The organism is Paenibacillus sp. 32352, assembly GCF_002042965.1.
Taxonomy (GTDB): domain Bacteria; phylum Bacillota; class Bacilli; order Paenibacillales; family NBRC-103111; genus Paenibacillus_S; species Paenibacillus_S vulneris.
Genome location: NZ_MZNT01000011.1, coordinates 265,155 through 288,310, shown reverse-complemented (window position 1 = coordinate 288,310; position 23,156 = coordinate 265,155). Strand labels below are relative to the sequence as shown.

Annotated in this window: 17 protein-coding genes; 4 read left to right on the top strand and 13 right to left on the bottom strand. The window is 48.0% G+C overall.

All coding sequences use genetic code 11. The features are described 5' to 3' along the window. Positions 1 to 2: 2 nt before the first annotated feature. The 9 genes from B1728_RS24730 to B1728_RS24690 all read right to left on the bottom strand — a co-directional run bounded on the left by B1728_RS24730 (position 3) and on the right by B1728_RS24690 (position 11,106). Positions 3 to 920 carry an ABC transporter permease gene (locus B1728_RS24730; protein WP_225947839.1) on the bottom strand — a complete coding sequence of 306 codons (918 nt, stop codon included), beginning with the start codon at positions 918 to 920 and terminating at the stop codon, positions 3 to 5. A gap of 68 nt (positions 921 to 988) precedes the next feature. Next, complete coding sequence (locus tag B1728_RS24725) at positions 989 to 2,608, bottom strand: type 2 periplasmic-binding domain-containing protein (protein WP_079913095.1); 1,620 nt, start codon at positions 2,606 to 2,608, stop codon at positions 989 to 991. Between the two features lie 381 nt (positions 2,609 to 2,989). Further along, positions 2,990 to 3,967: a glycoside hydrolase family 43 protein gene (locus B1728_RS24720; protein ID WP_079913094.1), complete on the bottom strand. Its 978-nt coding sequence runs from the start codon at positions 3,965 to 3,967 to the stop codon at positions 2,990 to 2,992. 14 nt (positions 3,968 to 3,981) lie between these two features. Next, a complete protein-coding gene (locus B1728_RS24715; protein WP_412973845.1) occupies positions 3,982 to 4,848 on the bottom strand; it encodes a carbohydrate ABC transporter permease in 867 nt (288 codons plus the stop codon). A gap of 30 nt (positions 4,849 to 4,878) precedes the next feature. Next, positions 4,879 to 5,760, bottom strand: coding sequence for a carbohydrate ABC transporter permease (locus tag B1728_RS24710; RefSeq protein WP_079913092.1), 882 nt, complete (start codon positions 5,758 to 5,760; stop codon positions 4,879 to 4,881). 317 nt (positions 5,761 to 6,077) lie between these two features. Then, a complete protein-coding gene (locus tag B1728_RS24705) occupies positions 6,078 to 7,430 on the bottom strand; it encodes an extracellular solute-binding protein (RefSeq protein WP_079913091.1) in 1,353 nt (450 codons plus the stop codon). A gap of 101 nt (positions 7,431 to 7,531) precedes the next feature. Next, a complete protein-coding gene (locus B1728_RS24700; protein ID WP_079913090.1) occupies positions 7,532 to 8,344 on the bottom strand; it encodes a response regulator transcription factor in 813 nt (270 codons plus the stop codon). Continuing rightward, positions 8,307 to 10,109, bottom strand: a complete 1,803-nt coding sequence (locus tag B1728_RS24695; RefSeq protein WP_306293547.1) for a sensor histidine kinase — start codon at positions 10,107 to 10,109, stop codon at positions 8,307 to 8,309. The genes B1728_RS24700 and B1728_RS24695 overlap by 38 nt, the downstream gene beginning before the upstream one ends. Positions 10,110 to 10,311: 202 nt before the next feature. Continuing rightward, entirely contained in the window at positions 10,312 to 11,106 is a 795-nt protein-coding gene (locus B1728_RS24690) for a Nif3-like dinuclear metal center hexameric protein (RefSeq protein ID WP_079913128.1), read from the bottom strand. 459 nt (positions 11,107 to 11,565) lie between these two features. Between B1728_RS24690 and B1728_RS24685 the strand changes: the two genes are divergently transcribed. The 3 genes from B1728_RS24685 (at position 11,566) to B1728_RS24675 (ending at position 17,466) form a co-directional block, all read left to right on the top strand. After that, complete coding sequence (locus B1728_RS24685; RefSeq protein WP_144027996.1) at positions 11,566 to 13,389, top strand: rhamnogalacturonan lyase family protein; 1,824 nt, start codon at positions 11,566 to 11,568, stop codon at positions 13,387 to 13,389. Positions 13,390 to 13,656: 267 nt separating this feature from the next. Next, entirely contained in the window at positions 13,657 to 14,985 is a 1,329-nt protein-coding gene (locus tag B1728_RS24680) for an ABC transporter substrate-binding protein (protein ID WP_079913088.1), read from the top strand. 222 nt (positions 14,986 to 15,207) lie between these two features. After that, positions 15,208 to 17,466, top strand: a complete 2,259-nt coding sequence (locus B1728_RS24675) for a rhamnogalacturonan lyase family protein (protein ID WP_144027995.1) — start codon at positions 15,208 to 15,210, stop codon at positions 17,464 to 17,466. 374 nt (positions 17,467 to 17,840) lie between these two features. Here the strand turns inward: B1728_RS24675 and B1728_RS24670 are convergent, their stop codons facing one another. The 4 genes from B1728_RS24670 to B1728_RS24655 form a co-directional block, all read right to left on the bottom strand. Further along, positions 17,841 to 19,040 (bottom strand): MFS transporter, encoded by a 1,200-nt coding sequence (locus tag B1728_RS24670; RefSeq protein ID WP_079913086.1) that lies wholly within the window; start codon positions 19,038 to 19,040, stop codon positions 17,841 to 17,843. Positions 19,041 to 19,084: 44 nt separating this feature from the next. After that, entirely contained in the window at positions 19,085 to 19,369 is a 285-nt protein-coding gene (locus B1728_RS24665; RefSeq protein ID WP_179136190.1) for an HPr family phosphocarrier protein, read from the bottom strand. Between the two features lie 274 nt (positions 19,370 to 19,643). Next, entirely contained in the window at positions 19,644 to 20,525 is an 882-nt protein-coding gene (locus B1728_RS24660; protein WP_079913084.1) for a hypothetical protein, read from the bottom strand. 151 nt (positions 20,526 to 20,676) lie between these two features. Beyond that, complete coding sequence (locus tag B1728_RS24655; protein WP_079913083.1) at positions 20,677 to 21,963, bottom strand: ABC transporter substrate-binding protein; 1,287 nt, start codon at positions 21,961 to 21,963, stop codon at positions 20,677 to 20,679. 171 nt (positions 21,964 to 22,134) lie between these two features. Between B1728_RS24655 and B1728_RS24650 the strand changes: the two genes are divergently transcribed. Continuing rightward, positions 22,135 to 23,037 (top strand): AraC family transcriptional regulator, encoded by a 903-nt coding sequence (locus B1728_RS24650; protein ID WP_079913082.1) that lies wholly within the window; start codon positions 22,135 to 22,137, stop codon positions 23,035 to 23,037. Positions 23,038 to 23,156 lie beyond the last annotated feature (119 nt).

Sequence of the window (23,156 nt, the reverse complement as noted above, 5' to 3'; positions counted from 1 at the left end):
AACTACCATAACTGGTTCCCCGTCAATCTGCGGGAGAAGCTGTTAGCGCCAATCAGCAGCACAAAGTTCAGCACCGACTGGAACAAGCCTACAGCCGTTGTATAACTGTAATCATTGCCTTGAGCCAGGCCTTCACGGTAAACAAAGGACGAGATGACATCTGCGGTTTCATAAGTATTAGGGTTGTACAGCAGGACGATCTTCTCAAATCCGACCTCCATAAGACCGCCGACTCTAAGAATTAGCAATATCATAATCGTAGGAACAATACCCGGCAGCGTCACGCTCCATATTTGCCGGATTCTGCCCGCCCCATCCACACGAGCGGCTTCGTACAGCTCCGGGTTGATGCCGCTTAATGCAGCCAAATAAATAATGGACGACCAGCCAAGCTCCTGCCAAACCCCTGTGCTGACGAAAATCGTACGGAAGTTACTTGGATCGTTCAATAGCGTGGAGCTTTCCCCTCCAAAGAAGGTAATCACGGAATTTACGATGCCGTCACGATTCGTAAAGTCAATAATGAGGCCGGCAATGACGACAATGGAGACGAAATGCGGCAAATAAGAAACCGTTTGCACAATCGATTTAAACCATTTTTGACGAAGCTCGTTCAGCAGCAAAGCTAAAAGGATCGGCGCCGGGAAACCAAATATTAAGCTGTAAAAGCTGATCAAAAACGTATTCTTCAGCACGCGGACGAAATAATAGCTTTTGAAAAATGCGGTGAAATGATCCAATCCGACCCATTCGCTGCCCCAAATCCCTCTCGCCGGGCTAAAATCCTTGAAAGCAATGACAGCGCCGTACATCGGCAAATATTTAAAAATAAAGAAATACAGGACAACCGGAAGTACCATCAGGTAGATGGCGCGATTCTTCCTAATATCATCCGTTAGCAACCTAATGGACTTCGCCATATTTTCCATTCCTCTCCAGCGTATGAAAGAGGGGAAACAGATAGGCTCCCCCTCGATTCATCTGTCTATTAACGCTTGTTGTAGCGATCCAATGCCGCCTGGTTAATTTCAATTGCGCGATCGATATTCATTTTCTTGATTTGCTCAATGGTTTTATCATAATCTTCAACCTTTACGGAGCCCATGATGATTTTGGTTACTTGCTCCTTCAACAGCGTCTCCACATCGTTCTTAATCTTAGACATTTCCTTGGCTTCCTCAGGTGTAGGCACGATCGGAGGAAGTGCATATTTATACGTATTATTCGAGTACTTCGAGTAGATTTTCACAGCTTCCTTTTGCTCAGGCAGCAGGTAGTATTGATCGTTATAGCGGTCATCGTCCAAACCGGTAAAGCTGTAGTTCGCGATAAAATATTTACCCATCGCAGTAGCAATCGGCAATTTATCCGGATTGTTCAAAATCAGGTCCGTATATTTCGGCTGACCGTTCTCCATTTTGTACGTTTGACCTTCAATACCGAAGTTTTTCAGCATAGCCCCTTCATCGCTGTACAGATAATCCATAGCCTTCACAATGTCGGCAGCGTGCTTGCTCTTGCTTGAAATGACTGTACCTACATTGTCATATTCCCATGACGCTTGCGTGAATTTAGGCTCCTCGCCTTTCTTCATCACCGGAAATTGCGCGGCTGCGAGCTTGGCTTTCGGATTTTCTTTTACTAAAGCGGGCGTGTACACTCCCATGCTTCCGCCGATATAACCGAAGAATGCCCCCGCTTTACCGGAAGTCACCTTCGCATCCATCGTTTTGGAGTCGTTAGACGCAAAGTCCGGATCAATCAGGCCTTCTTTGTACCAGCGCTGCATTAACGCCAAATACTCCTTATATTCCGGTGCAAGCGGCCCGTATTTGACCTTGCCGTTATCCACATAAAAATTCATGCCCGGAAGCCCGAAAGCGCCTGCAAAATCATAATTGGAGATCACATAGTTCTTCTGAGAGGTGAAAGGGATCGCGCCTTTTTTCTCTTTGAACGCTTTCAGTACCTGTTCCCACTCGTCCATCGTCTCCGGCATCTTCAAGCCCAGCTCATCGAGCCAGTCTTGGCGGAGCATCAATCCAGAGAAGGTTTTATATTGTCCATGCTGCCCTACTCTCAAATGAGGCAAAACATAGATATCGCCGTTGTCTGCCTTGACCTGCTTGGCAATTTGCGGATTGTCATTCAAAATTTTCTTCAAATTCGGCGCATATTTATCGATCAGATCGTTCAGCTTCATGATGGTTCCATCTTGAAACATCTTGGTTGTACCGCCGGTTATGTTGCTCCAGTTCCACAACATCGAGTCCGGCAAATTGTTGGAGGCTACCATGACGCCATATTGCTGCTGCTGATCTTGCGTGCTCGTTCCTGATGGATGCTGGAACTCAAAGGTCACATTCGTCTTTTTGGCCCATTCCTGCATCATGGGCAGCTCGCTCATACTCTTGACTGCAGCTGCAGCGTTAGGATTGAGCGGTGTCCACATGGTTACTTTCACTGGAGCCCCGGAAGCTCCGTTATCAGCCGATGCTCCGTTTCCTTTCGCGTTATCCTGCCCCGTGCTGCCGCAGGCTGCCGTCAGCGACAATGCAAGAATAGAAGCCGCTACCGGCAATGCTTTCGAACGTATCTTACTTTTCATAAAACACTCCCCTTTATCGTATTAGGTTCGGCACCGGCACCATATCGTGGAGTAGCCTTAAGCCTATGAATGCAAGAATACATTCGATTCGTCATGAAGTATATCTTCAATAATTCTACTATATCGATTTCTTATGAAATTGCTATCGCTTCTATTTGCCTCGATCTACAATTTATGACAAAGCCTTGTGCTATAAGGCTTTTTGGGGCTCTCGACTGTTTTTTTCGATTACCTGACTCACACAGCGGGGCCTTGTTTTCGAAGTTGATTTTGATATTGAAGGAACCCCGAATTTATAAAAAAAAGCCGCGAATCTCTCTTTCTCGAGAGCTCGAGGCTTTTCGCATGATACTTCTTTTACTAAAACAGTTGCTTGCATTACTAGTAAGGTTCGATCGTTTGTATCGTCCCGTCCTCGTTATAATGCAGCTCAGCATATTTCACGCAGCGCTTATGATCCACTCCATCAGAAAGGGAGCAGTCATGATAAAACAAATACCATTTGTCCTCGAACTGGACGATGGAATGATGGGTAGTCCAGCCGATGACCGGGGTTAGGATAGTCCCTTTAAAGGTGTACGGCCCTTCCGGATTCCGGCTGATCGCATAGACCAGCTTGTGGGTCGTGCCTGTAGAGTAAGACAAGTAGTACCAACCCTTATATTTATGCACCCAGGGTCCTTCGAAATAACGGCGTTCCTCATCACCTGCCAATAGGGGGTTGCCGACTTCGTCTACTATCGAAATCTCCACAGGCTTGCTTTGAAAGGACAGCATGTCTTCGCTTAGCAGCGCAACGTAAGGACCAAGCGCCGGATCGCCGGGAGCGGGCCCTTCAGCATTCGGATTGAATACGCCCGTCTGCCATTTCTCCAGCTGCCCTCCCCATAGTCCGCCAAAATACATATAGGCTTGACTATCATCATCGACGAGAACGGCGGGGTCAATGCTGAAGCTGCCCTCGATATATTGCGGCTGCGGGAGAAAAGGACCCGCCGGCGACGTGCTCGTTGCAACGCCGATTCTAAAGACCCCTTCATGATCCCGTGCAGGGAAGAACAGGTAGTAGGTGTTATTTTTGTACGCAGCGTCCGGGGCCCAAAGCTGTTTGGAAGCCCATGGGATATCGTTCAGGTGAAGGACCTGGCCGTGATCGACAACAGGCGATTCAAAGTTATCCAGAGACAAGACATGATAATCTTCCATCGCATATTGGTCGCCATTATCATTCGTAGGCCCATCGTGATCAATATCGTGAGAAGGGTAAATGTAGAGCTTCCCTTCGAACACATGTGAAGATGGATCGGCAGAGTACATATGCGTAACCAGCGGTTGTTTGGGTATTGGCAGATTTTGCATTTCGATTGCTCCTTTCATCCTTTAACCGAACCGGCTGCAATCCCTTCTACTATGCGATTGCTTAGCAGCACGAACGCCAGTAATATCGGCAGAATACTGATCATGAGAGTAGCCCCGATGGCTCCCCAATCCGTCGTATATTGGCCGATGAAGTTTTGTATGCCGACCGTTAATGTTTTATACTTATCCGAGCTGATGAACGTGTTGACGAAAATAAACTCATTCCAGTTATAAATCATATTGATAATAACCGCTGTCGAAAGGACTGATACAGTCATCGGCAGGATAATACTGAAGAAGATACGGTTCACGGAGCATCCGTCCATGACTGCCGCTTCTTCCACCTCGCGGGGCAGCGTATAATAAAATCCAAGCATAATCATAATCGTAATCGGCAGGTTAAAGGCGATATACGTCAGGATGATCGACAGCGGATGATTGGTCAAATGGGTTTGCGTAAACAAGCTGAACAGCGGAATAAGCGTCGAATGCACGGGAATCATCAATCCGACCATGAAAATGCCGAGAACGAGCGACTGCAGCTTCCATTTCATCCGCGTCAACGCGAAGGTGACGAGGCTTGCCAGCAATACGGTAACCGCAACAGAAACGACGGTCATCCACACACTGTTGAAAAAGTAGGCACTAATATGCCCTTGTGTCCATACTTTCTCGTAATTTTCCCAGCGAAGCCGTTCCGGGAATGCGAAAGGAGCCAAATTGAATATTTCTTCATTATTTTTCAAGGAGAACAGCATCAGCCAAAGCAGCGGAACAATCTGAATCACGGCGACGGCGGTTAAAACTATGTACAGACCGACATATCCGATCTGTGCGAAAAGCTTGCTGTTCACGGCGGCCGTTTGCGTTTTACGCTCTATCGTTTGGATATTCACCGGGTTCTCCTTTCATCATGAATATTGGATGTTGTCCTTGGATGCTGTCAGCTTGCGTATCAGCCACGTCATCACCAGGCAAATCAACAGCAGGAAGAAGCCGATTGCACTGGCGTAACCGAAATCGTATTCTTTGAACGCCTTCTTGTACATGTAGGAGGCCACGACTTCACTGGCTCCGTTCGGGCCACCGCCCGTCATGACATAGATGAGATCAAAATATTTGAGCGAGCCGACAACGGCAAGCACGACGGTCACTTTCAATACTTCGGAGATTAACGGAATACGGATCGACCAAGCCATCCGCCACGGGCTTGCGCCGTCAATCCGGGCCGATTCGATGAGAGAGGCAGGCACATTTTTTAGCGCGGCATAATAAATCAAAATATAAAACCCCGCATACTGCCACAATATCGGAATAAAGATCGCATACAGGGCAATCGAAGGATCCGAGAGCCATTCGGGTGTAGATTTAACTCCCAGTGAAGATAACAAATGGTTTAGTACGCCATTCGTCGGATGAAATATTTTCAGCCACAGCTGGGCGATTGCTACGGACGACAGCAGCATGGGAATCAAGTACACTTTGCGGAAGAGGTTGGCACCGCGAATTTGCGAGGACAAGACCAGCGCAACCAGCAAATAGACCAGCAAGCTCAGCGTCGAAAACAGCGCAAGAAGAAAAGAATGCTTGGCGCTGTTCCAGAACAATTCATCGTGAAGCAGCGTGGTATAGTTATGCAAACCGATGATACTCATCTTGCCGACGCCGTCCCACTTCATTAATCCATAATAGCCCGTCAACACGATCGGCAAATAGATTAAGGCCAACACTAAAAGCAGCGAGGGAATGACATACAGCGCAATGATAGATTTGCTGGACATGACTTTATTCAATCTGGCACTCCCCTTTCCTGGCGATAGAGAGATAGGACATATCCAGATATGCTGAGACTTTCGAGAAACCTCCAAAGATCCAGATCTGTACGTGGTACACCGGTGGGGTATCCCCTTCCAGCCGCTGTTGTTATCGGGAAATTTATTTTTATAGTTTAACAGCGGTATATTCCCAATAACAAAGGCGGACGCTACCGCTCCTACAGGGGATGCCCCACCTCCACCCATCTGCCTTATTCTGAATAGTTGAGTTTCTCGAAAATCTAGACCTATCCAGAAATATGCTCTTTCTCTCTATGCTTTATTCTACTAGACTACTATTTGCCTTCCTTAGCCAGAGCCTCTTCATGCTTTTTGGCGAACTCTTCAGGCGTCGCCGCTTTACCGAATAACGCTTGAATCATGTTCAAGTGCACTTCGGCCGAGGAAGGCTTCATCTGAACGTCCGCAAACAAGGTGATGTTGCTCGCTTTATTCAGCTCGTTCAACAGATCAATATACATTTGAGGAAGCTTTACCTTGGAGGTGTCCACCTTGGTTGCCGGAATGACACCGGCTTCCGAGATCGCATGCTCTCCCCATTTTTGAACGAAGAAGCTTACGAATTTCTTGGATTCTTCCTTCACCTTGGAGTTATTGGCCACGAACAAGCCGACCCCCGGCCCGCCAACCCAGCTATCGAGGTTCCCCTTGCCGCCATCAACCGTCGGGAATTTGAAGAAGCCGATTTGGTCTTTGAACGATTGCGGAACATCCTTGTTCGTCGTATAGTTCGGAAGCTCCCATGTCCCCATCATGTACATAGCCGCCTTGCTGTTCATGAATTCCGCCTTGCCTTCATCGTTGGACAAGCCGTTGAAGCCCTTGTTGAATGCGTTCATATCTACAAGCTGTCTAATTTCGGAAGCGGCGCGGATCAGATTCGGATCTTCGAACGAACCTGTACGGTCAATCGCCTTTTTCAACGTTTCCGGTCCGCCCAGCCGATCGGCCAAATACATGTACCAGAGTGAACCCGTCCAGCGGTCTTTGTTACCCAGCGCGATCGGGGCTACGCCGTTTGAGCTTAGCGTGTTCACGATAGTCTTAAAATCGTCGTAGGTTTTAGGCGGCTGCAGATTGTACTTGGCAAATATCGCTTTATTGTAGTAAACCGGCACAATGTTCAGCTCCACAGGAAGGCCGTAGGTTTTTCCGCTGAAGGCGTAAGCGTTCGTCGTTCCGCTGACAAACTTATCTTTCAGATCGCCCTGAAGCAAATCATCCAGAGGAGCAAACATGTCGCCTTTTACATAAGGGTCCATGTACCCCGCCGCCCACGTGAAGCCCACGTCCGGAAGATTGTTGGCGGTGGACAGCACTTTCATTTTGTTTTTATACTGCTCATTCTCCAGAATCTCTTGTTCTACCGTAACGTTGGGATTTGCGGTCTGATACTCTTTAATGATATCGTTTACAATTTTGTTCTGTGTAGCCGAGCTCCCTGCCGGCCAAAGGTGCATCATTTTAATCGTAACTTTCTTAGCTGATTCGGTTGTGTTTGTGCCGCCGCCTTTCGCCGGTTCCTGCGAGTTCTGGCTTGTTCCTCCGTTCGAGCTGGAGCAGCCTGACAGTACCATACCTAGGCTTAGCATTGTGGTCAACGTCCAAGTAAGCGCTTTATTCGCCATGCTTCATTTCCCCCTCAACCATATATTGACTACGAGATTGATTGTAACGCTTTTATTTCCGTTGCAGGAGGTAACGGCCATCGGGAATTATTCCACTTTTTTTAGGTCTCTACGTTTTCAACCATGCTTCCGGCTTCGTTCGCTTGTTTACGGTACTGATTCGGACTAATCCCTTCGTAATCTTTAAACAGCTTGATAAAATACTTTGGCGTCTGGTAGCCGATCTGTTCCGAAATATCCGTAATCGAAAGCCTGGTTTGCAGCAGCAGCTCCTTCGCCTTCTGCAGCCTGCTTCTCGTTATGTATTCGCTAAAGGTAAAGCCCGTCTGTTCCTTGAACAGCGCACTGAAATAGCTCGGATTCAGGTGAATCTGGTTTGCTACCTCGCGCATGCCGAGCGGCTCCTGCAAATGCTGCTCCACATAGCTGATCGCTTGCTGGACCGGCAGACTATATTGCTTGGCAGCGGTCTTGGCCTGCATGAGCCGCGTATCGACCAATTTCTCCAGTACTTCAACGCGTCCGCGCTCTTCTTCGATTCGCAGCGCCTGCTCCACGGCCTCAACCAGCTTGCTCTTCTGAATCGGCTTCAGCAAATAATTGACGACACCTAATTGAATCGCCGATTGGGCGTATTGAAAATCCGGATGTCCGGAAATGATGATAACTACGGGTTTATGACCGGTACGCTGCATGGTTTCCACCAGCTGCAGGCCGTTTACCTCCGGCATTCGGATGTCTGTGATCAGCAGATGGACCTGACGGCTGGATAGCACCTCAAGGGCTTCCGCCGCATTGCTGCCGCTCCATATTTGATGCTGCCCGGCCGACCATATCTCCAAGGTTTTGCGAATGCCCTCTCTGGTTAACGGTTCATCATCCACAATAAGAATGGTTTTCCCGGATTGAATCATCGGCTGCCTCCTTATGAATCGGAATCTCAAAGCTAACACGGGTCCCTTGCCCGGGGTTGCTGATAATCGATAATCCTCTGCCGCCCTCGGCGGAAGCCGGGTAATAGAGCCGAATGCGTCGCTGTACATTCAAAATGCCCGTCCCGGTTCCCTTCCCTTTCGTTGGAGGAACACCTCCCGCCTTCAGGGTACTCATGATGGCATGAAGCTCTCGCTCGTTCATACCTGGGCCGTCGTCACTTACCATAATCCGCACCTCCGATGCCTGTACAGGTGACGGCTCCACCCGGATGGTGATGAGGCCTGATCCTGTTTTCCCTTCCAGTCCGTACAAAATCGCGTTCTCCACCAGCGGCTGAATCAGCAGCTTAGGAACATGAACGTGATGATAAACGTCGGGAGCGCTAATGTCCCAAACCAGGCGGCTGCCAAACCTAACGCTCATAATACGCAGGTAGCGTTTGATATGCTCAAGCTCCTCACCGATGGTAACCCATTCGTCTTTATTCGGGCTGTCTATGACATAGCGGAACAAATCCGACATCGCCACGACCAGGTCGGCGAGCTCTTCCTCCTCCTTCTCCTGCAAGGACCAGTACAGCGCTTCCAAAGTATTATACAGAAAATGGGGATTGATTTGAGCCTGTAGCGCTTTCAATTCGGTGCGGCTTTGGAGAGCTTCTTTTTCATACACCAGCTTAATGAGACGGTTGATGTTATCCACCATCTGGTTGTAGGTCATATTCAAATCATTCAGCTCAGTCGTATAGGATTTCGTAAGGTTAGGCGTCAGAACGCCTTGCCGGGTATTGCGCATCGCCCTCATGAGCCGAAGGATAGGTCTGGTAATCATCATCGAGAGCACGAAGGACAAAAGAATAAATAAAATCGAACCGATCGCCCCGGATACAAGAATGGCCCATCGCAGTACGGAAATTCCTTCAGTGATGTCGCTGACCGGGTACAAAATCATGAGCGTCCAGCCGGTCGTTTCGGAAGGCTGCTTGACGAGAATGTAGCGCTGCTGCCCGATCGTAACCTTCTGTGCATCGGTGACCATCAGTTCGCTCACATCGGAGAGTGCCGCTCCGTCCGCCACAATCGGTTTTCCCGCGCTATCGGCAAGCAGCAGCAGCTCGCGATGTCCGCTGTCCGGCAGCCCGGGCTGGAATTCAAAATAGCTTCGGTTGATGCGTACCAGCAAATACCCGCCGTTCGAAAACCAGCGGTCAACCAGATTAATCCTGCGAATTGCCAAGACCGATTCGGAATCCTTCGGGTCGTTCCCGACCCAGACCAGCTTTCCCTTCTCTCTGTCGGCCTGTTCGATCCAGCTTGTAGTAACCCGATGCGTAAGGCTCTCCTCGTCTAGCGGAAATACCCTTACATAATCCGGAGTATACAATTCAACGTTGGTTACGCCACCGCTGTACCCCTGGATATGATTGGAAATTTTCATCAGAGCCTGGCGGTCGCTGAAGCTGGCTTTATCCCCGTTAACCATCGACAGAAAAAGCTGCTGCAGGTACGCGTCGTTGACCGCCTGCAAGGTTAAGGTGTCAATCTGCTTAATAACCGCTTCCAATCTGCCATCGGCTTGACTGGCGATTTGCTTCATCTGAGTCTCCGCTTTGGAATTGAGGAGCCCGGAAACTGAGTTGTACGTTATGATGCCGGCACAAATCAGAACGATGATCATGACGGAAACAAATCCAGCCAGCATCTGATTGCGCAGCGTATTCCAATGAGCCACCTTCTGCCACAAAGTAGGGTCCTCCCTTATCTTAGTTGCGTCATGTCCTGACCAAATCATACTACAGCCCCTATTCATTTGGCTATTACTTCCATCCCGCCAACGGCAGAGCGCCTGCAAGTCATTAAGATACGGTTTGACGCCCCAAAATAAAATCAAGAATGACCGCCATTCCAGGCAGGCCATTCTTGATGTACATCATCGTCGTATTTCCCTATACAACACGAAATAACGGCTTTTCCCTAATAAAATGTACGGGAAGACCAGGGAATTGCTCCCGCAGCCGCTCCGATAGTTCCTTCATGCCGTACTCCTCGCTCTCCGCATGGCCTAAAGCGATGAATGCCTTGTTCCTTCCTTGATGAACAGCGTCCCGAACATACTCCGGCGTTTCCCATTCCGGCCCTTCTCCGGCGATAACCAGATCGAGATGGTAATCCTTCATTAATGGAAGTGCCAGGGCTCCCCCTCCCCGGTAGCCTGCCAATAACCCTATGCGGGTACAGGGCATCTCCGGTTTCCCTATTACACGCACGAATGGAATTTGCAGCTTTTCCTTCAAATACTGCGCTGTACGTTCAAGGGACATGCCAGGAATTTGCACAATCGTTGCGGCAGGCAGATGCTCTTCAACGTAAGGCGTCCAGTCCAGCGCGTTGAGCAAACCGGTCATAATCCCGTCTATTTCCCAACGATGAATATGATCATGGTAGCGATATATGGCAATACCGGTGCGATCAAGCAAATTGTTTTTCTCCATAATAACCGGATCATCCTGCCCTATCATCCCATCCTCCTGATGGCGGTAAAACGTACCCTCGTGTGAAATGATCAAGTTGGCTCCCAAAGCCGCGGCCTGCTCAATCACTGCCTGGGTAGCGACAAAAACAACGACTATCCCCGTTACTACCGTCTGAGGCGATCCGTATCTTAATGTATCAACAGTAGATTCGTTTTGCGGACCCTTCTCCAACAACCGCTCAATAACCTGTCCTATGGTGATCGTCAACTGCATCATTCCTTTATCCTAGTGTTTCCGCTGCTCAACGGCGGGACCTGCGTCTACCTGTTGATCCTGTCTTGGAGCCTTCGCTTGTATATTTATTCTAAAGGAAAGAGCCTGTTTATTACATAGAACAATTCAACAAAAATTGTAATTTTTAAATATCTTTTCCCGCTTCAAACAGGAAATTGTATAGTCCAGAACAAAATAAACGGGGTTTTGAAAAATCATAAAAATAAGCGAAGAATTACATTTATTGATCTGTTAATGTAAACGTATTCAAAGCAAAATATGAACCGAGGAGGGATTACAGACAAGGCAGGAATTGCCTCGTTCTATCGGGACAATCATGATTTCTAAAAAAAATTTAAAGGGGGGTGAGTATAATGTAAGCGTTCTATTGCTGGGGATCCTGGTCTGGATTGCCAAAAGCTCGACTCAACATTCATAAGGGAGTTGATTTTATTGAAAAAGACTGGCAGATTACTAAAGCGCAGCTTGAATTTAATCGTTGCTTCTACCCTCATCACTACTTCATTATTTTTCCCCATCTACTCGGCAGACGCAGCAATCGGGCCAAGGCAAATGGAAAACCTGGGCCGGGGTGTAGTAGCTGTTCGAAATGGCTCCAATGTTTTTATCAGCTGGCGTTTACTGGCGCTGGATTCGTCAGGAATTGGTTTTAATATATACCGATCTGCAGGAGGCGGCACCGCAGTCAAGCTAAACAGCTCGGTTTTGACCGGAGGCACCAATTTTACGGACACGACTGCCGATCTTACCAAGTCTAATAGTTATTACGTGAAACCGGTAATCAGCGGTGCGGAACAAGCGGCAAGCGCTTCATTTACCCTTACGGCTAACCATGCAGATGAACCTGTCGTCACGGTTCCGCTGCGCAGCGGCTCAGCCATTAAAAACGTATGGGTCGGAGATTTTGATGGGGATCATGAATACGATTTTCTCGTGGACCGTACCGAAACAACTCCTCAGAGACTGGAAGCCTACAAACGCGATGGCACTTTTCTATGGTCGGTCAATCTCGGGCCCAACAGCAGCAATCAAAACAACATTTCACCCGGTTCTTCAACGATTAGTGTCGGAATGTGGGATGGCGTTACGGTTTATGATTTGAATGGAGACGGCAAAGCCGAAGTCGTACTCAAAATCGCGAATGGTGTTACTTTTGGCGATGGTACTGTTTGGAATAACAGCAGTGATACGAAACAATGGCTTGCTGTACTTGACGGTATGACGGGAGCGCTCAAAAATTACTCTCCCCTTCCGGACGATTATAGCTCTGTTGGCCCTCTAGCCACTCAATTGGGCATTGGTTATCTCAATGGAACGACTCCAAGCATCGTTGTTTTTGCGAAAAACCGTAATTCAGACGGCTCCTTTAATTGTGTTGTTTCTGCTTATCGTTGGAGCGGCTCTAACCTTACAAGGGATTGGAAATGGTTACGCGGTTCACAAAACGCCCCGGACGGCCATCAAATGCGGATTGCGGACCTGGATGGCGACGGTAAAGACGAGATAGCGGAAATTGGCTTCGTCCTTAATGGCGACGGTACATTACGTTACTCTTTGGCGGGCAGCAATGTTGTACATGGCGACCGCTTCTATATCGGCAAGCTGGATCCCAACAGGTCGGGACTTCAAGGCTATGGTATTCAACAGGACAATCCGTTTGGGCTGCTTGAGTACTATTACGATGCTACGACGGGCTCGATGCTTTGGCAGCATACTACTACACCTCCAGCGGGGGATGTTGGCCGTGGAGATGTTGGGGATATTGACCCCCGGTATTCCGGTTACGAAACGTGGTCTTTCTCAGGAATTTATAACGGCCCGACTAACAATCAGATAACAACGACGGCAGCACCATACCCTGCCTTCCGTTTGTGGTGGGACGGAGATCTCTTGAGTGAAAGCTTTAATGACGGAAAAATTGAGAAATGGAACTATAGCTCAAGCTCTGTTTCCAGATTGGTAACTACCTGGAATTACCATACAGCCACTCGCAGTGAACGTGGTGCTCCTATGTTCTACGGTGATATTTTCGGTGACTGGCGTGAAGAAGTTATTTTAACAAGCAGTGATTTTTCAAAGCTCGTCATCTTTACTACTCCCCTACCAACCAATACACGACTCTACACTCTTGCTCAAAACCCTTTATACCGGAACAGTATGACTATTAAAGGATACAAGCAGTCTCATTTAACGGATTATTACCTTGGAAGCGGAATGTCTACACCGCCCAAACCGAATATTTATTTAACGCCATAATGATGCCTTTGCATATAACCTATCTTGTCCAAAAATGCGGGATTTACCGAGCGAATACGTAAGATATGCGGGGAATTTCCCCAGAGAGTTTGTTAGTCTATGATCAATAATTCGTTATCCCAAATATTGAAAGGAGTTGATATGTAATTACTTAAATGGTATATAAAGTTAAAATATGGGGGTGTGGCAATCTAACTTTCACAGTCAATGGCAGTTGTTTTTTGAGCCAGCAGGGATGAGTTTCGATTATTAAGGGGGAAATACAAAGTGAATCGTAAAAAAACTGGCAGTACGATGCTCACCTTCACTATCGCTGCTGCGCTGGCAACGGGGTGCAGCAACAGCGAAAAGACCGGTCAGGAATCTAACGTGAGCTTGTCTGAAGAGGATAGCAAACCTGTGGAATTGGTGATTCATTCCGATAGCGGCGATTCTGTGGAGAGCTTCGATGAACGGTTCGGCAATGCGATCCGCAGTAAATTCCCTAATTACACCATCACCTATATCAAGACTGGCAAGGGAACAAGCAAAAGCGAGCTGTTCGCTGCAAACCAACCGATCGATATGAATTTCGATTCCATCGGCTATTTCATGAATTCCATGGTGAAAAATGACCTGCAATACGATATGAGCGAGTTGATCAAAAAAGAAAATATCGATTTAAATCAGCTTGATCCGGTGGCTGTGAATGGGATGAAGCAGCTTTCCGGCGGCGGCCTATGGGGAATACCAGTCACGAACTTGAATGTGGTCTTGTTCTATAACAAGGATTTGTTTGATAAGTTCGGCGTACCTTATCCCAAAGACGGGTTAACCTGGGATGAGGCGGCTGAGCTCAGCAAGCAGCTGACAAGAAACGAGAACGGACAGCAAATCGTGGGTCTATATGGGGAGACCGGGCATGTTCTCAGAACGAATCAATACTCCCTTGGGACCGTGGATCCCAAAACGCTCAAAGCCACCTTCAGCACCAACGAATTATGGAATAAGCTTCTTGAGGCAATCTATGTGAAGCCGGCTTCAAATGCAGGGTACAAAGAGTTCATGATGAACGTACGATCGGGGAATCTTCCTACCAAGGACAATTTCGTGAAGGATCGCAATCTGGCCATGTATGTCGGATTGACCAGTACTGTGTTTACAAGCGCCAGTGCCATGGAAGGGATGAATTGGGATATCGCAACTTTGCCGGTGTTCAAGGATATGCCTGGAACCGGAAGCCAGCCTTATCCGGTCTATTTCAGCGTCACAAAAACAAGTAAAAACAAAGAAGCGGCAATAAAAGTCATCAAATATTTGGTTTCCGAAGAGTTTCAATTGGCCATCTCCAAAAAAGGTGAGGTTCCTGTCCTGACAAGCGATACCGTAAAGAAAGCTTTTGCCCAGGGAAGTCCCTTTAAGGATAAAAACTGGTCTGCTGTATTCGCCCATAAACCGGCAGCTATTCCCATGAAGTCACCATACGACGGCACTCCGGAAAACGAGGTCAAAGCATTGCTGCCAAAGGTTGTTCTAGGGGAAACCGATATGAATACGGCACTTCGTACGATCGATGAAAATTCGAACAAGAAAATCGAAGCCGAGCAAGCCAAATGATAACAAAGCGTGGAGCGGTTTCAACAAAGTATCAATAAGCCGATGAGGTATAAAATGGAACAATCCTGTATTGTATGCGCTGTCAGTTTTGCAGGGGGGGGCCGTATGAGACCGATCAGCCATTTCTCTACATCACACCCCCTACCCATTTACATAACAGAATTGTAATTCTTCCCATGAGAGGATAGATCCGAATAACAGCCAAGGAAGGGAGATTTTTTAGTGAAAAAAGTAGTTGGCCTATCTTTAATACTTTCTTTATGCACGACTATGTACAGCTCGGTATTAGCTGCAAACGCAAATGAAACCGGTGGTCCAATCGTAAATGAGGCGGAAACAGCCTCTGTCACAACCAGCGTTTATACTACTTTGGAACAATCCCCGGGCCAGTCAGCCCCGACGAATGGTGATTTGTTAAGACGCATGGAAGATCTGGGCCGTGGAGTCGTTGCAGTCCGCAGTGGCTCCAATGTATTTATCAGTTGGCGGTTGCTCGCATTGGATCCTTCAGGGATTGGTTTTGATGTTTATCGTTCCACAGCAGGCGGTCAAGCCGTTAAGCTAAATGGTTCCGTTCTGACAAAGGGCACTAATTATACAGACACTACGGCTGATCTGACGAAGGATAATGTTTATTTTGTGAAGCCGGTGATTGGCGGTCAAGAACAAAAAGCCAGTGCTTCGTTTACCCTTCCAGCCAATCCTGTGGATGCACCTTACTTCACCGTTCCAATACGTGATGGCGGCAGCATCAATCATATATGGGTTGGAGATCTTGACGGTGATGGTGAATATGATTATCTCGTGGCTCGCGATGCCCAGAAGCCTCAGATCATTGAAGCGTACAAACGCGACGGAACCTTTCTGTGGGAAGTAAATCTTGGTCCTAACAGCATGAATCAGGACAATATTTCCCCTGGTTCAGCTACAGTTAGTGTTGGACATTGGGATGGGCTTACTGTTTATGATATGGATGGAGACGGGAAGGCAGAAGTCCTTCTCAAGATCGCCAATGGCGTGAAGTTTGGGGATGGCGAGGTATGGACCGATCAAAACGATACGAAACAATGGCTGGCAGTACTTAACGGCATGACAGGAAAACTTCAAAGCACCAGCGAGCTTCCAGATGATTATATTTCCATCGGTCCGTTGGCCGCTCAGCTTGGCATCGGATATCTTAACGGCACAACGCCGAGTGTTGTCGTTAATGCCAAAAATCGTAGAGCTGACGGCGGCTTTAATATGCTTATTGCTGCTTATCATTTGGAGGGTGACAATCTCGTAAGAGACTGGAAATGGCTGCGCGGTTCTGAGGACCTCGCTGACGGTCACCAAATCCGTATCGCGGACATAGATGGGGACGGGAAAGATGAGGTTGCCCAAATCGGCTTCGTATTGGATCATGACGGCACGCTGCTCTATTCTTTGACGGACAGTAACATCGTGCACGGGGATCGCTTCTACATCGGCAAGATGGATCCGAACCGGCCTGGGCTTCAGGGATACGGAATTCAGCAGCGTAACCCTTATGGTTTACTTGAGTACTATTACGATGCCACTACAGGTCAGATGATTTGGCAGCATAGTACTACACCTCCTGCATGGGATGTAGGTCGTGGCGACGTTGGGGATATTGACCCTCGTTATCCCGGTTATGAAGTCTTTTCATTTGAAGGAATATACCACGGCCCGAGCAACACACAGATCACCACAAAGGATAATAAAGGGAATCCGTGGCCAACAATGCGTATGTTCTGGGACGGGGATTTATTGAGTGAAAGCTATAATAACGGGAAAATCGAAAAATGGAATTATCAAACAACCTCCGTGTCTCGTTTGGTAACGACTACGAATTATGAAAATGCGGTTAGCAGCTGGCGCGGGGTTCCCAAGTTCCTCGGCGATATTATGGGCGACTGGCGTGAAGAGGCTATATTAACCAATAAGGATTACAATAAGCTCATCATTTTCACAACACCGATTCCAACAGATCACCGAATCTATACGCTCCCTCACAATCCGCTGTACCGTAATGGGATGACGATTAAAGGGTATGTCCAATCTCATTTAACCGATTATTACCTTGGAGATGGCATGGCTGCTCCTCCTACTCCGAATATTTATTACGCAGGCAAACTAATAGACGCAGACGTGGAAGCCCAGCCGAAAACATTAAATTTGAAAAGTAATGGAAAATACATCACAGCAACCATTAAACTCGCCTCGAAGGATGTCTCGCTTGTAAACGCTGCTTCCATAAGGATGAATATCAATGGCGTGACCATCTATGCCCAATCCGCTCCGATGGAAGCGGGAGATCTTGATCGGGACGCCAACGGGAAATTAACGGTCAAGTTTGACAGGCAGCAAGTCATCAACGCGTTAGCCGGGCTGAATGGCAGCATTCCGTTTAGTATCACCGGTTATCTGCGGGACGGAAGGACCTTCACCGGCAAGGATTCATTCAAAGTAATTCATTAAAAGCTGCTTGCTGGCCAAAACAAGGAGCAGTATGGAAAGGGTATGGGGCTCACCCCATACCCTTCTTCCGTCCATGACAGGCACTTACGCAGCATAAGGCAAAGCTACTTCCTCAGCCCATCCGGACCCTCGAGTTCAAACAACCTCTCATAACTGAAGGGATGTTAGATATGGTTTTGTCTTTTAAATTCGAAAATCTCATCGACAACTTGATGATACCCGCCAGACTTTCGAAAGGATTCCTTCATTATTGATAAATACTATAATGACTATGTCAAGGGGAAAATTCCGGATGCGAATACAGCTTTAAGGCACCTGGAGGCTCAAAAAATAAGCTGACGCCATAAATAGCGCCAGCTTCCTGTCTCCCTTGATTACCCGGATGCCGTCCGGTCTATTTGTCCCGAACCGAGCGTTCTTATTGCACATGCGGCTGCCAGCAGCGCGACTCCGGTCAGGAGGAATACGAACGGTATGCTGATCCATCCACCGATAAATCCTCCCAGCAGGGGGCCAACGACGATGCCGAACTGGTTGGCGGATTGGCTTAAGCTGACCGCCCGGCCGCGAAATTCATTGTCCGCATAACGGATAATGAGTGCATTCAAGGCCGGATAAACGGCCGCGAAAAATAACCCGTAACCGAAGCGCAATAGGCCGAAACCAAGCAAATGAGTGACTCCGAGCTGAAGCAGATTGCCGATCCCCCCGCCGAGCAGGCCGATCAGCAACGTTTTGTGATAACCAATCCGTCCGCCGATCCTTCCCCACCGGGGGCCCATAATGACCGTAGCGATCCCGACCGCAGAGAATACGACGCCCGAGCTGAGCGAAGCCTTGTCCGCACTTCCGCCGATCTGCACGACATAGATGGTAATCAGCGGTTCCAAAATCATGACGGATGTCGATACAAGGAAAATTAACCAGTAAATCCTCATCAACCGGGGGTTCTGCCCCGCTTGCTTCAAGTCGTCTATCATGGAAGGCCGCGGTCCTTCCTGCTTTTTGTGAATCTCTACAACCCCTGCAAGAACAAGGATGGCGGATAGGAATGTGATTATGGCGGAAGCTATGAAGCATTCCCGTAATCCGACCCAATGGATCAACAGTCCTCCCGCCAGCGGCCCTAGAATCCCTCCAGCTGCAGTCGCCGTCGATATAACGCCCAGAGCGTAACCGACATGCTTTTCCGGCGTGTTCGTGCCGACCAACGCGACCGACGCAGGGCTGAAGCCGGCCATTAACCCTTGGAATATGCGGACCGCGATGAACGTATACGGGTCGTAAACGAAATAGTTAGCAAGGTGAGCCGCACCAAGCCCAATCCCCGAACGAACCAGCATCAATTTCCTGCCATATTTATCAGCAAGAGATCCCCAGAAGGGCGCACATAAACCGCTAATGAGGAAGCTGATCGAAATCGACACTCCCGACCAGGCTTCGACGCCTTTACTGATCCCCAGCTCCGTCTGTAGAAAAAGCGGAAAAAAGGGCACCGACAACGTATAAGCTATATGGTTGAGAAATAAACCGAGCCATAATATGCTAAGATTTCGTCTCCAATGAAGCTCCATCCCGCCCTCCTTTTCGTTCGCTTGCTCATCAAGATATAACTATCCTACGACTTTGCGCTATAAGCGTACGAACTGCCTGAATATAAGATGGATTCGAGAATTTTATTCGCTTCATCCGCATCCGTGCCTTCTATGATCAATTGGATCTCCTCGGTTCTTGGGAATTGGGAGAAGAACAGTACCATACCCAGGACCCCCTTAGAATTCAATAAATAACCGTCAGATGCAAACGAGACTTGGCTCTTGAATTGATTTGCCGCACTGACGAATTTGAGGATCTGCCTCAACGAAAATCCGTTTGGAAATTGGTAGTTTCGTAAAATCTTCAAATGGAGTCCCTCCCTGTGGAAAATAAAAAGGAGATTCAAACCTATGAAATAGGCGAATCTCCAGTTGTCTGGTTGACTAATAATTCCTATTGGAATACTATGTAATAACCTGATTATAACTCACTGCGCTTTGTTAGTCAATGGCATCTCCTGCTATGTGTGTCTGTGGTGATGAAGCTTTGATATTTCTTGATCAACTCTAATCGGGCTGAACCCCAAAAAGGCCGAATTAAGAGCAAGACTAGGCTCCAATCCGACCTTTCCTTCAATTCATTCAATGAACCTGTACGCCCAGGCCCCGGAAAAATTCCCGCATATTCCTAAGGTAAGAATCGTTTACAGCAGTCGTTTCCTTAAGGAGATCCTGCATACTGTTCATAAAGGCGGAGGCTGATGTCGTATCGGCTTTTTCAAACCGGTTTGTTAGCTCCACGTTATTCAATACCGCCTCAGTCTGCTTCGTATGCTCCTTATATCTCTCTATCCAACCGGGGTTTTGGGGAATCTTTCGTACAAAGTCCAGCAAATGGCTCAGCCCATTCCCCCCATTTTTTATGTCATTTTCGAACGCGGCATATTGCTGGGGAGCTACCAGCTTCATCAGTTCCGATGGTTTGATGTAGTCCTCAGGGGCACCTACCGGGCGATCTGGAGGAGTCGTGTAGCTAATATCCCCGGTCCCTGGGTCAATGGATCGTGTCGTAGCAATCGCGGCGATCCTGTCCATCGTTTCTAGGAATTGTTTGGCCTTACCGCCTTCCATATAATGCTCTGCAATATACCTGGATTGGGATAGTCCCATCTCCAGCAGCACAGCTCGCTGACTATCATCCGTTACTGTTCCGTCAACGATAAAATTGGACTCGATCATCCTGTACACTGCATTGGATACTTCTTCTGGCTGTCCTTCCAAAACCCGGCTTAACGAATCGTTGATCTGGGTTGTACCGAAATACTTCATAGGCTGTGACTTAAGATCGCCTTCTGCCAGTTGTCTGCCGGTTTCGCTAATCTCTACGGAGTCTCGAACGACGAATCCAGAAAGTACTTTTTCTTGGAGCTGCGGCGGTGCGGATTGTTTGGCTGTCGGATCGATCCGTAGGCTGTCAGAGTTAATAAGAGCAGCCTGCTGGCCTCTAAGCGGCTCAAAATTCATCCTGTTTCCTCCTGTCCTCTCTGTAACTAAGGGGTATGTCTATCTATTATATCGGACAAAACTTATACAAAGTGAAGGAAACACATCCATAAATTGGGCTGCTAATGCTAGTTGATAGGAATCCTCCGCTTCCTCTCCATTCGAGTGCGGATTACTTCTTCAACGCATCGATCTGCTTTGTCGCTTCTTCCTGCGCTTCCCTCAGCGCCGTATTGATATCTTTGCCAGCCATTACGTCTTTGAATTTTGCTTCTAGGGGCGGACGCGCTTTACCGGAATACAATGATTGGGCAACGAAGGGTGCCGGTTTGCTCTTAAAAATCCCCTCAATATGCTTCCCCTTCAATAGAGGCAGATCCTCGCCAAAATGTTTGTTCATCTCCGGATTTTTCAGCGCCGACAGCAAAGCGGTCGATTTTGTGTACGCAAGCTGCACTTCGTCCGAAGTCATCACTTGAAGCGCCTGCATCGCCTGCTCGCGATGTTTACTTGTCGTCGTGATACAGAGGCTGTATGCCTTAACCATGCCGTACACATTAGGTTTATCTGCGAAGCTCGGGTATTGGGCTATATCCCAATTTACATCCGATTGCGCGAGGCCGCTTATCACGCCATGGGATGCGTACATTGCGACATTTTTGTCCTTGGCGAAGCGGTTAACCGTTCCCGCATGATTCGATATCGTATTCTGGTTACCTGGGATACTATATATTTGCTTCAAGGTTTCGAATACTCTTTTCCACCCTTCGGTATCCAGTGTGGCCTTCTGCGTTTTCGGGTCGACAAACGGCAGGGACAGCGAATTGCCGAGCTTTTCCGGCCCTTCAGGATCGAGCCCCTTATACTGGATTCCTCCATCTTCACGAGTCATCTTCTTAGCCAGCTCAATCGTATCTTCCCAAGTCATCCCATCCTGCGGATAAGCTACACCGAACTTATCAAACAAATCTTTGTTATAAAACAAAGCATAAAAATCTTGCGCGAACGGCAGACCGTACAAAATCTCTTTCTTGTCCCCATCCCGCATCCCGTCTAACACTTGTTCGTCGAATCGACCAAGGTCCATTCCCGCTTTCTTGATGTCGGCTGTCATATCGCCGATCAGCTTTAAATCCTGAAACTGGACTAACACGTCGTTCCAGGCCATAATGATATCCACTTCATTGTCGCCGCTGGCTACAAGGTTCTCTGGCTGCATGCCCGGTCCACGCACTATCTGCTGCAGGGTTATGTTCGGGTATTTTTTCTTGACAGGCTCAGCAATCAGCTTCTGAAACGCATCTTCCTGGAAAATCGCATCCCACATGTAAATTTTCAGTGTGACCGGTTGCGCCTCGACTGTTGGTTCCTTAGGCGGGCTGACCGCGTTGCTGCATGAAGCAGATATGGCAGCTAGTGTAAAGATGACCGCTGTTTTCTTCATAAATGGAAGAACCATTGGACCCTACCTCCCTTTTCGTTCTAAAGCTCTGGCATGACATCGTATGTGTTAACTTGTAAACCCTTACATTTTGTTATGGTATCAGACGTTTATTTGGTTTAAAATAGACATAATGGACAATTTTGTAATCCAAATGTCCTAATTGTACAATTCAGGGAGAAGTGTGAGATGGACATTCAATTTCGCCGGGATTACGACGAGCTGGACTTACGGATTCAGATGGGACATTTGCAAATTAACGTATGGTATATCCGATTCGTTCCTGCCTCCCAACGGGCTAATAGGAACCATGCGCACGGTGGCTACGAGCTGCATTTCATACCATACGGGTACGGCCGGCTCATCGCCGAGGGAGATCATTACACACTGAAGCCCAATACGTTTTATCTGACCGGCCCGATGATCTATCATGAGCAAACGACCTTTGCTGATAACCCTCTTGCGGAATGCTGTATTACCTTTGATATTACTGTTTTGAAGAAAAGAAAGCAGGACAACGAGTATCTCCGCATCGAAGCCGACCTGATGATCGAAACGCTAACTTCTACGCGATTCTGGTTCGGAGAGGACGAGTACGGCAGCATGGAGCTGTTCCAGAAAATTATGAACGAATTAGATAACCGGCTGATCGGCTACTACCATAACATCCGAAGTTACGTGTCCCAGATTATCGTCAACGCGGTTCGCAGCTACCGCGGCCAGAATAAGGCTGATTACACGCTGCCCCGCAAAACCTTAAACGAAAAAAGAGAGCATCTGCTTGATGCGCTTATGAACGCAGAAACACCGGGTATGTCGCTGGAGCAAATGGCGAGCGAGCTAAAGGTCAGCAAGCGCCATTTGCATAGGCTTATGAAAAAACAATTTCATATGACCTTCAAGCAGAAGCTATCGAACGAAAAGCTGGAAATTGCCAAGAAGCTGCTGACCGGGACAAAGCTCACCATAGACGAGGTAGCGCGTTCGGCCGAATATTCATCGAGCAGCTATTTCTGCAAAAAGTTCAAAGAGCACACGGGGATGTCACCCACCCAGTATAGAAAGTCTTCAAGCAGGGGCGGGAAGTTCTGATATCCCTTTTTCCCAATGCCTACGGAGAGATATTCGGGAATCCAATTTCCTCCGCTGGACCCAGATCTACCGAATTTTCCCATCAGAAAATACTCCTTTGGCCGACGAGGAAAGACAGT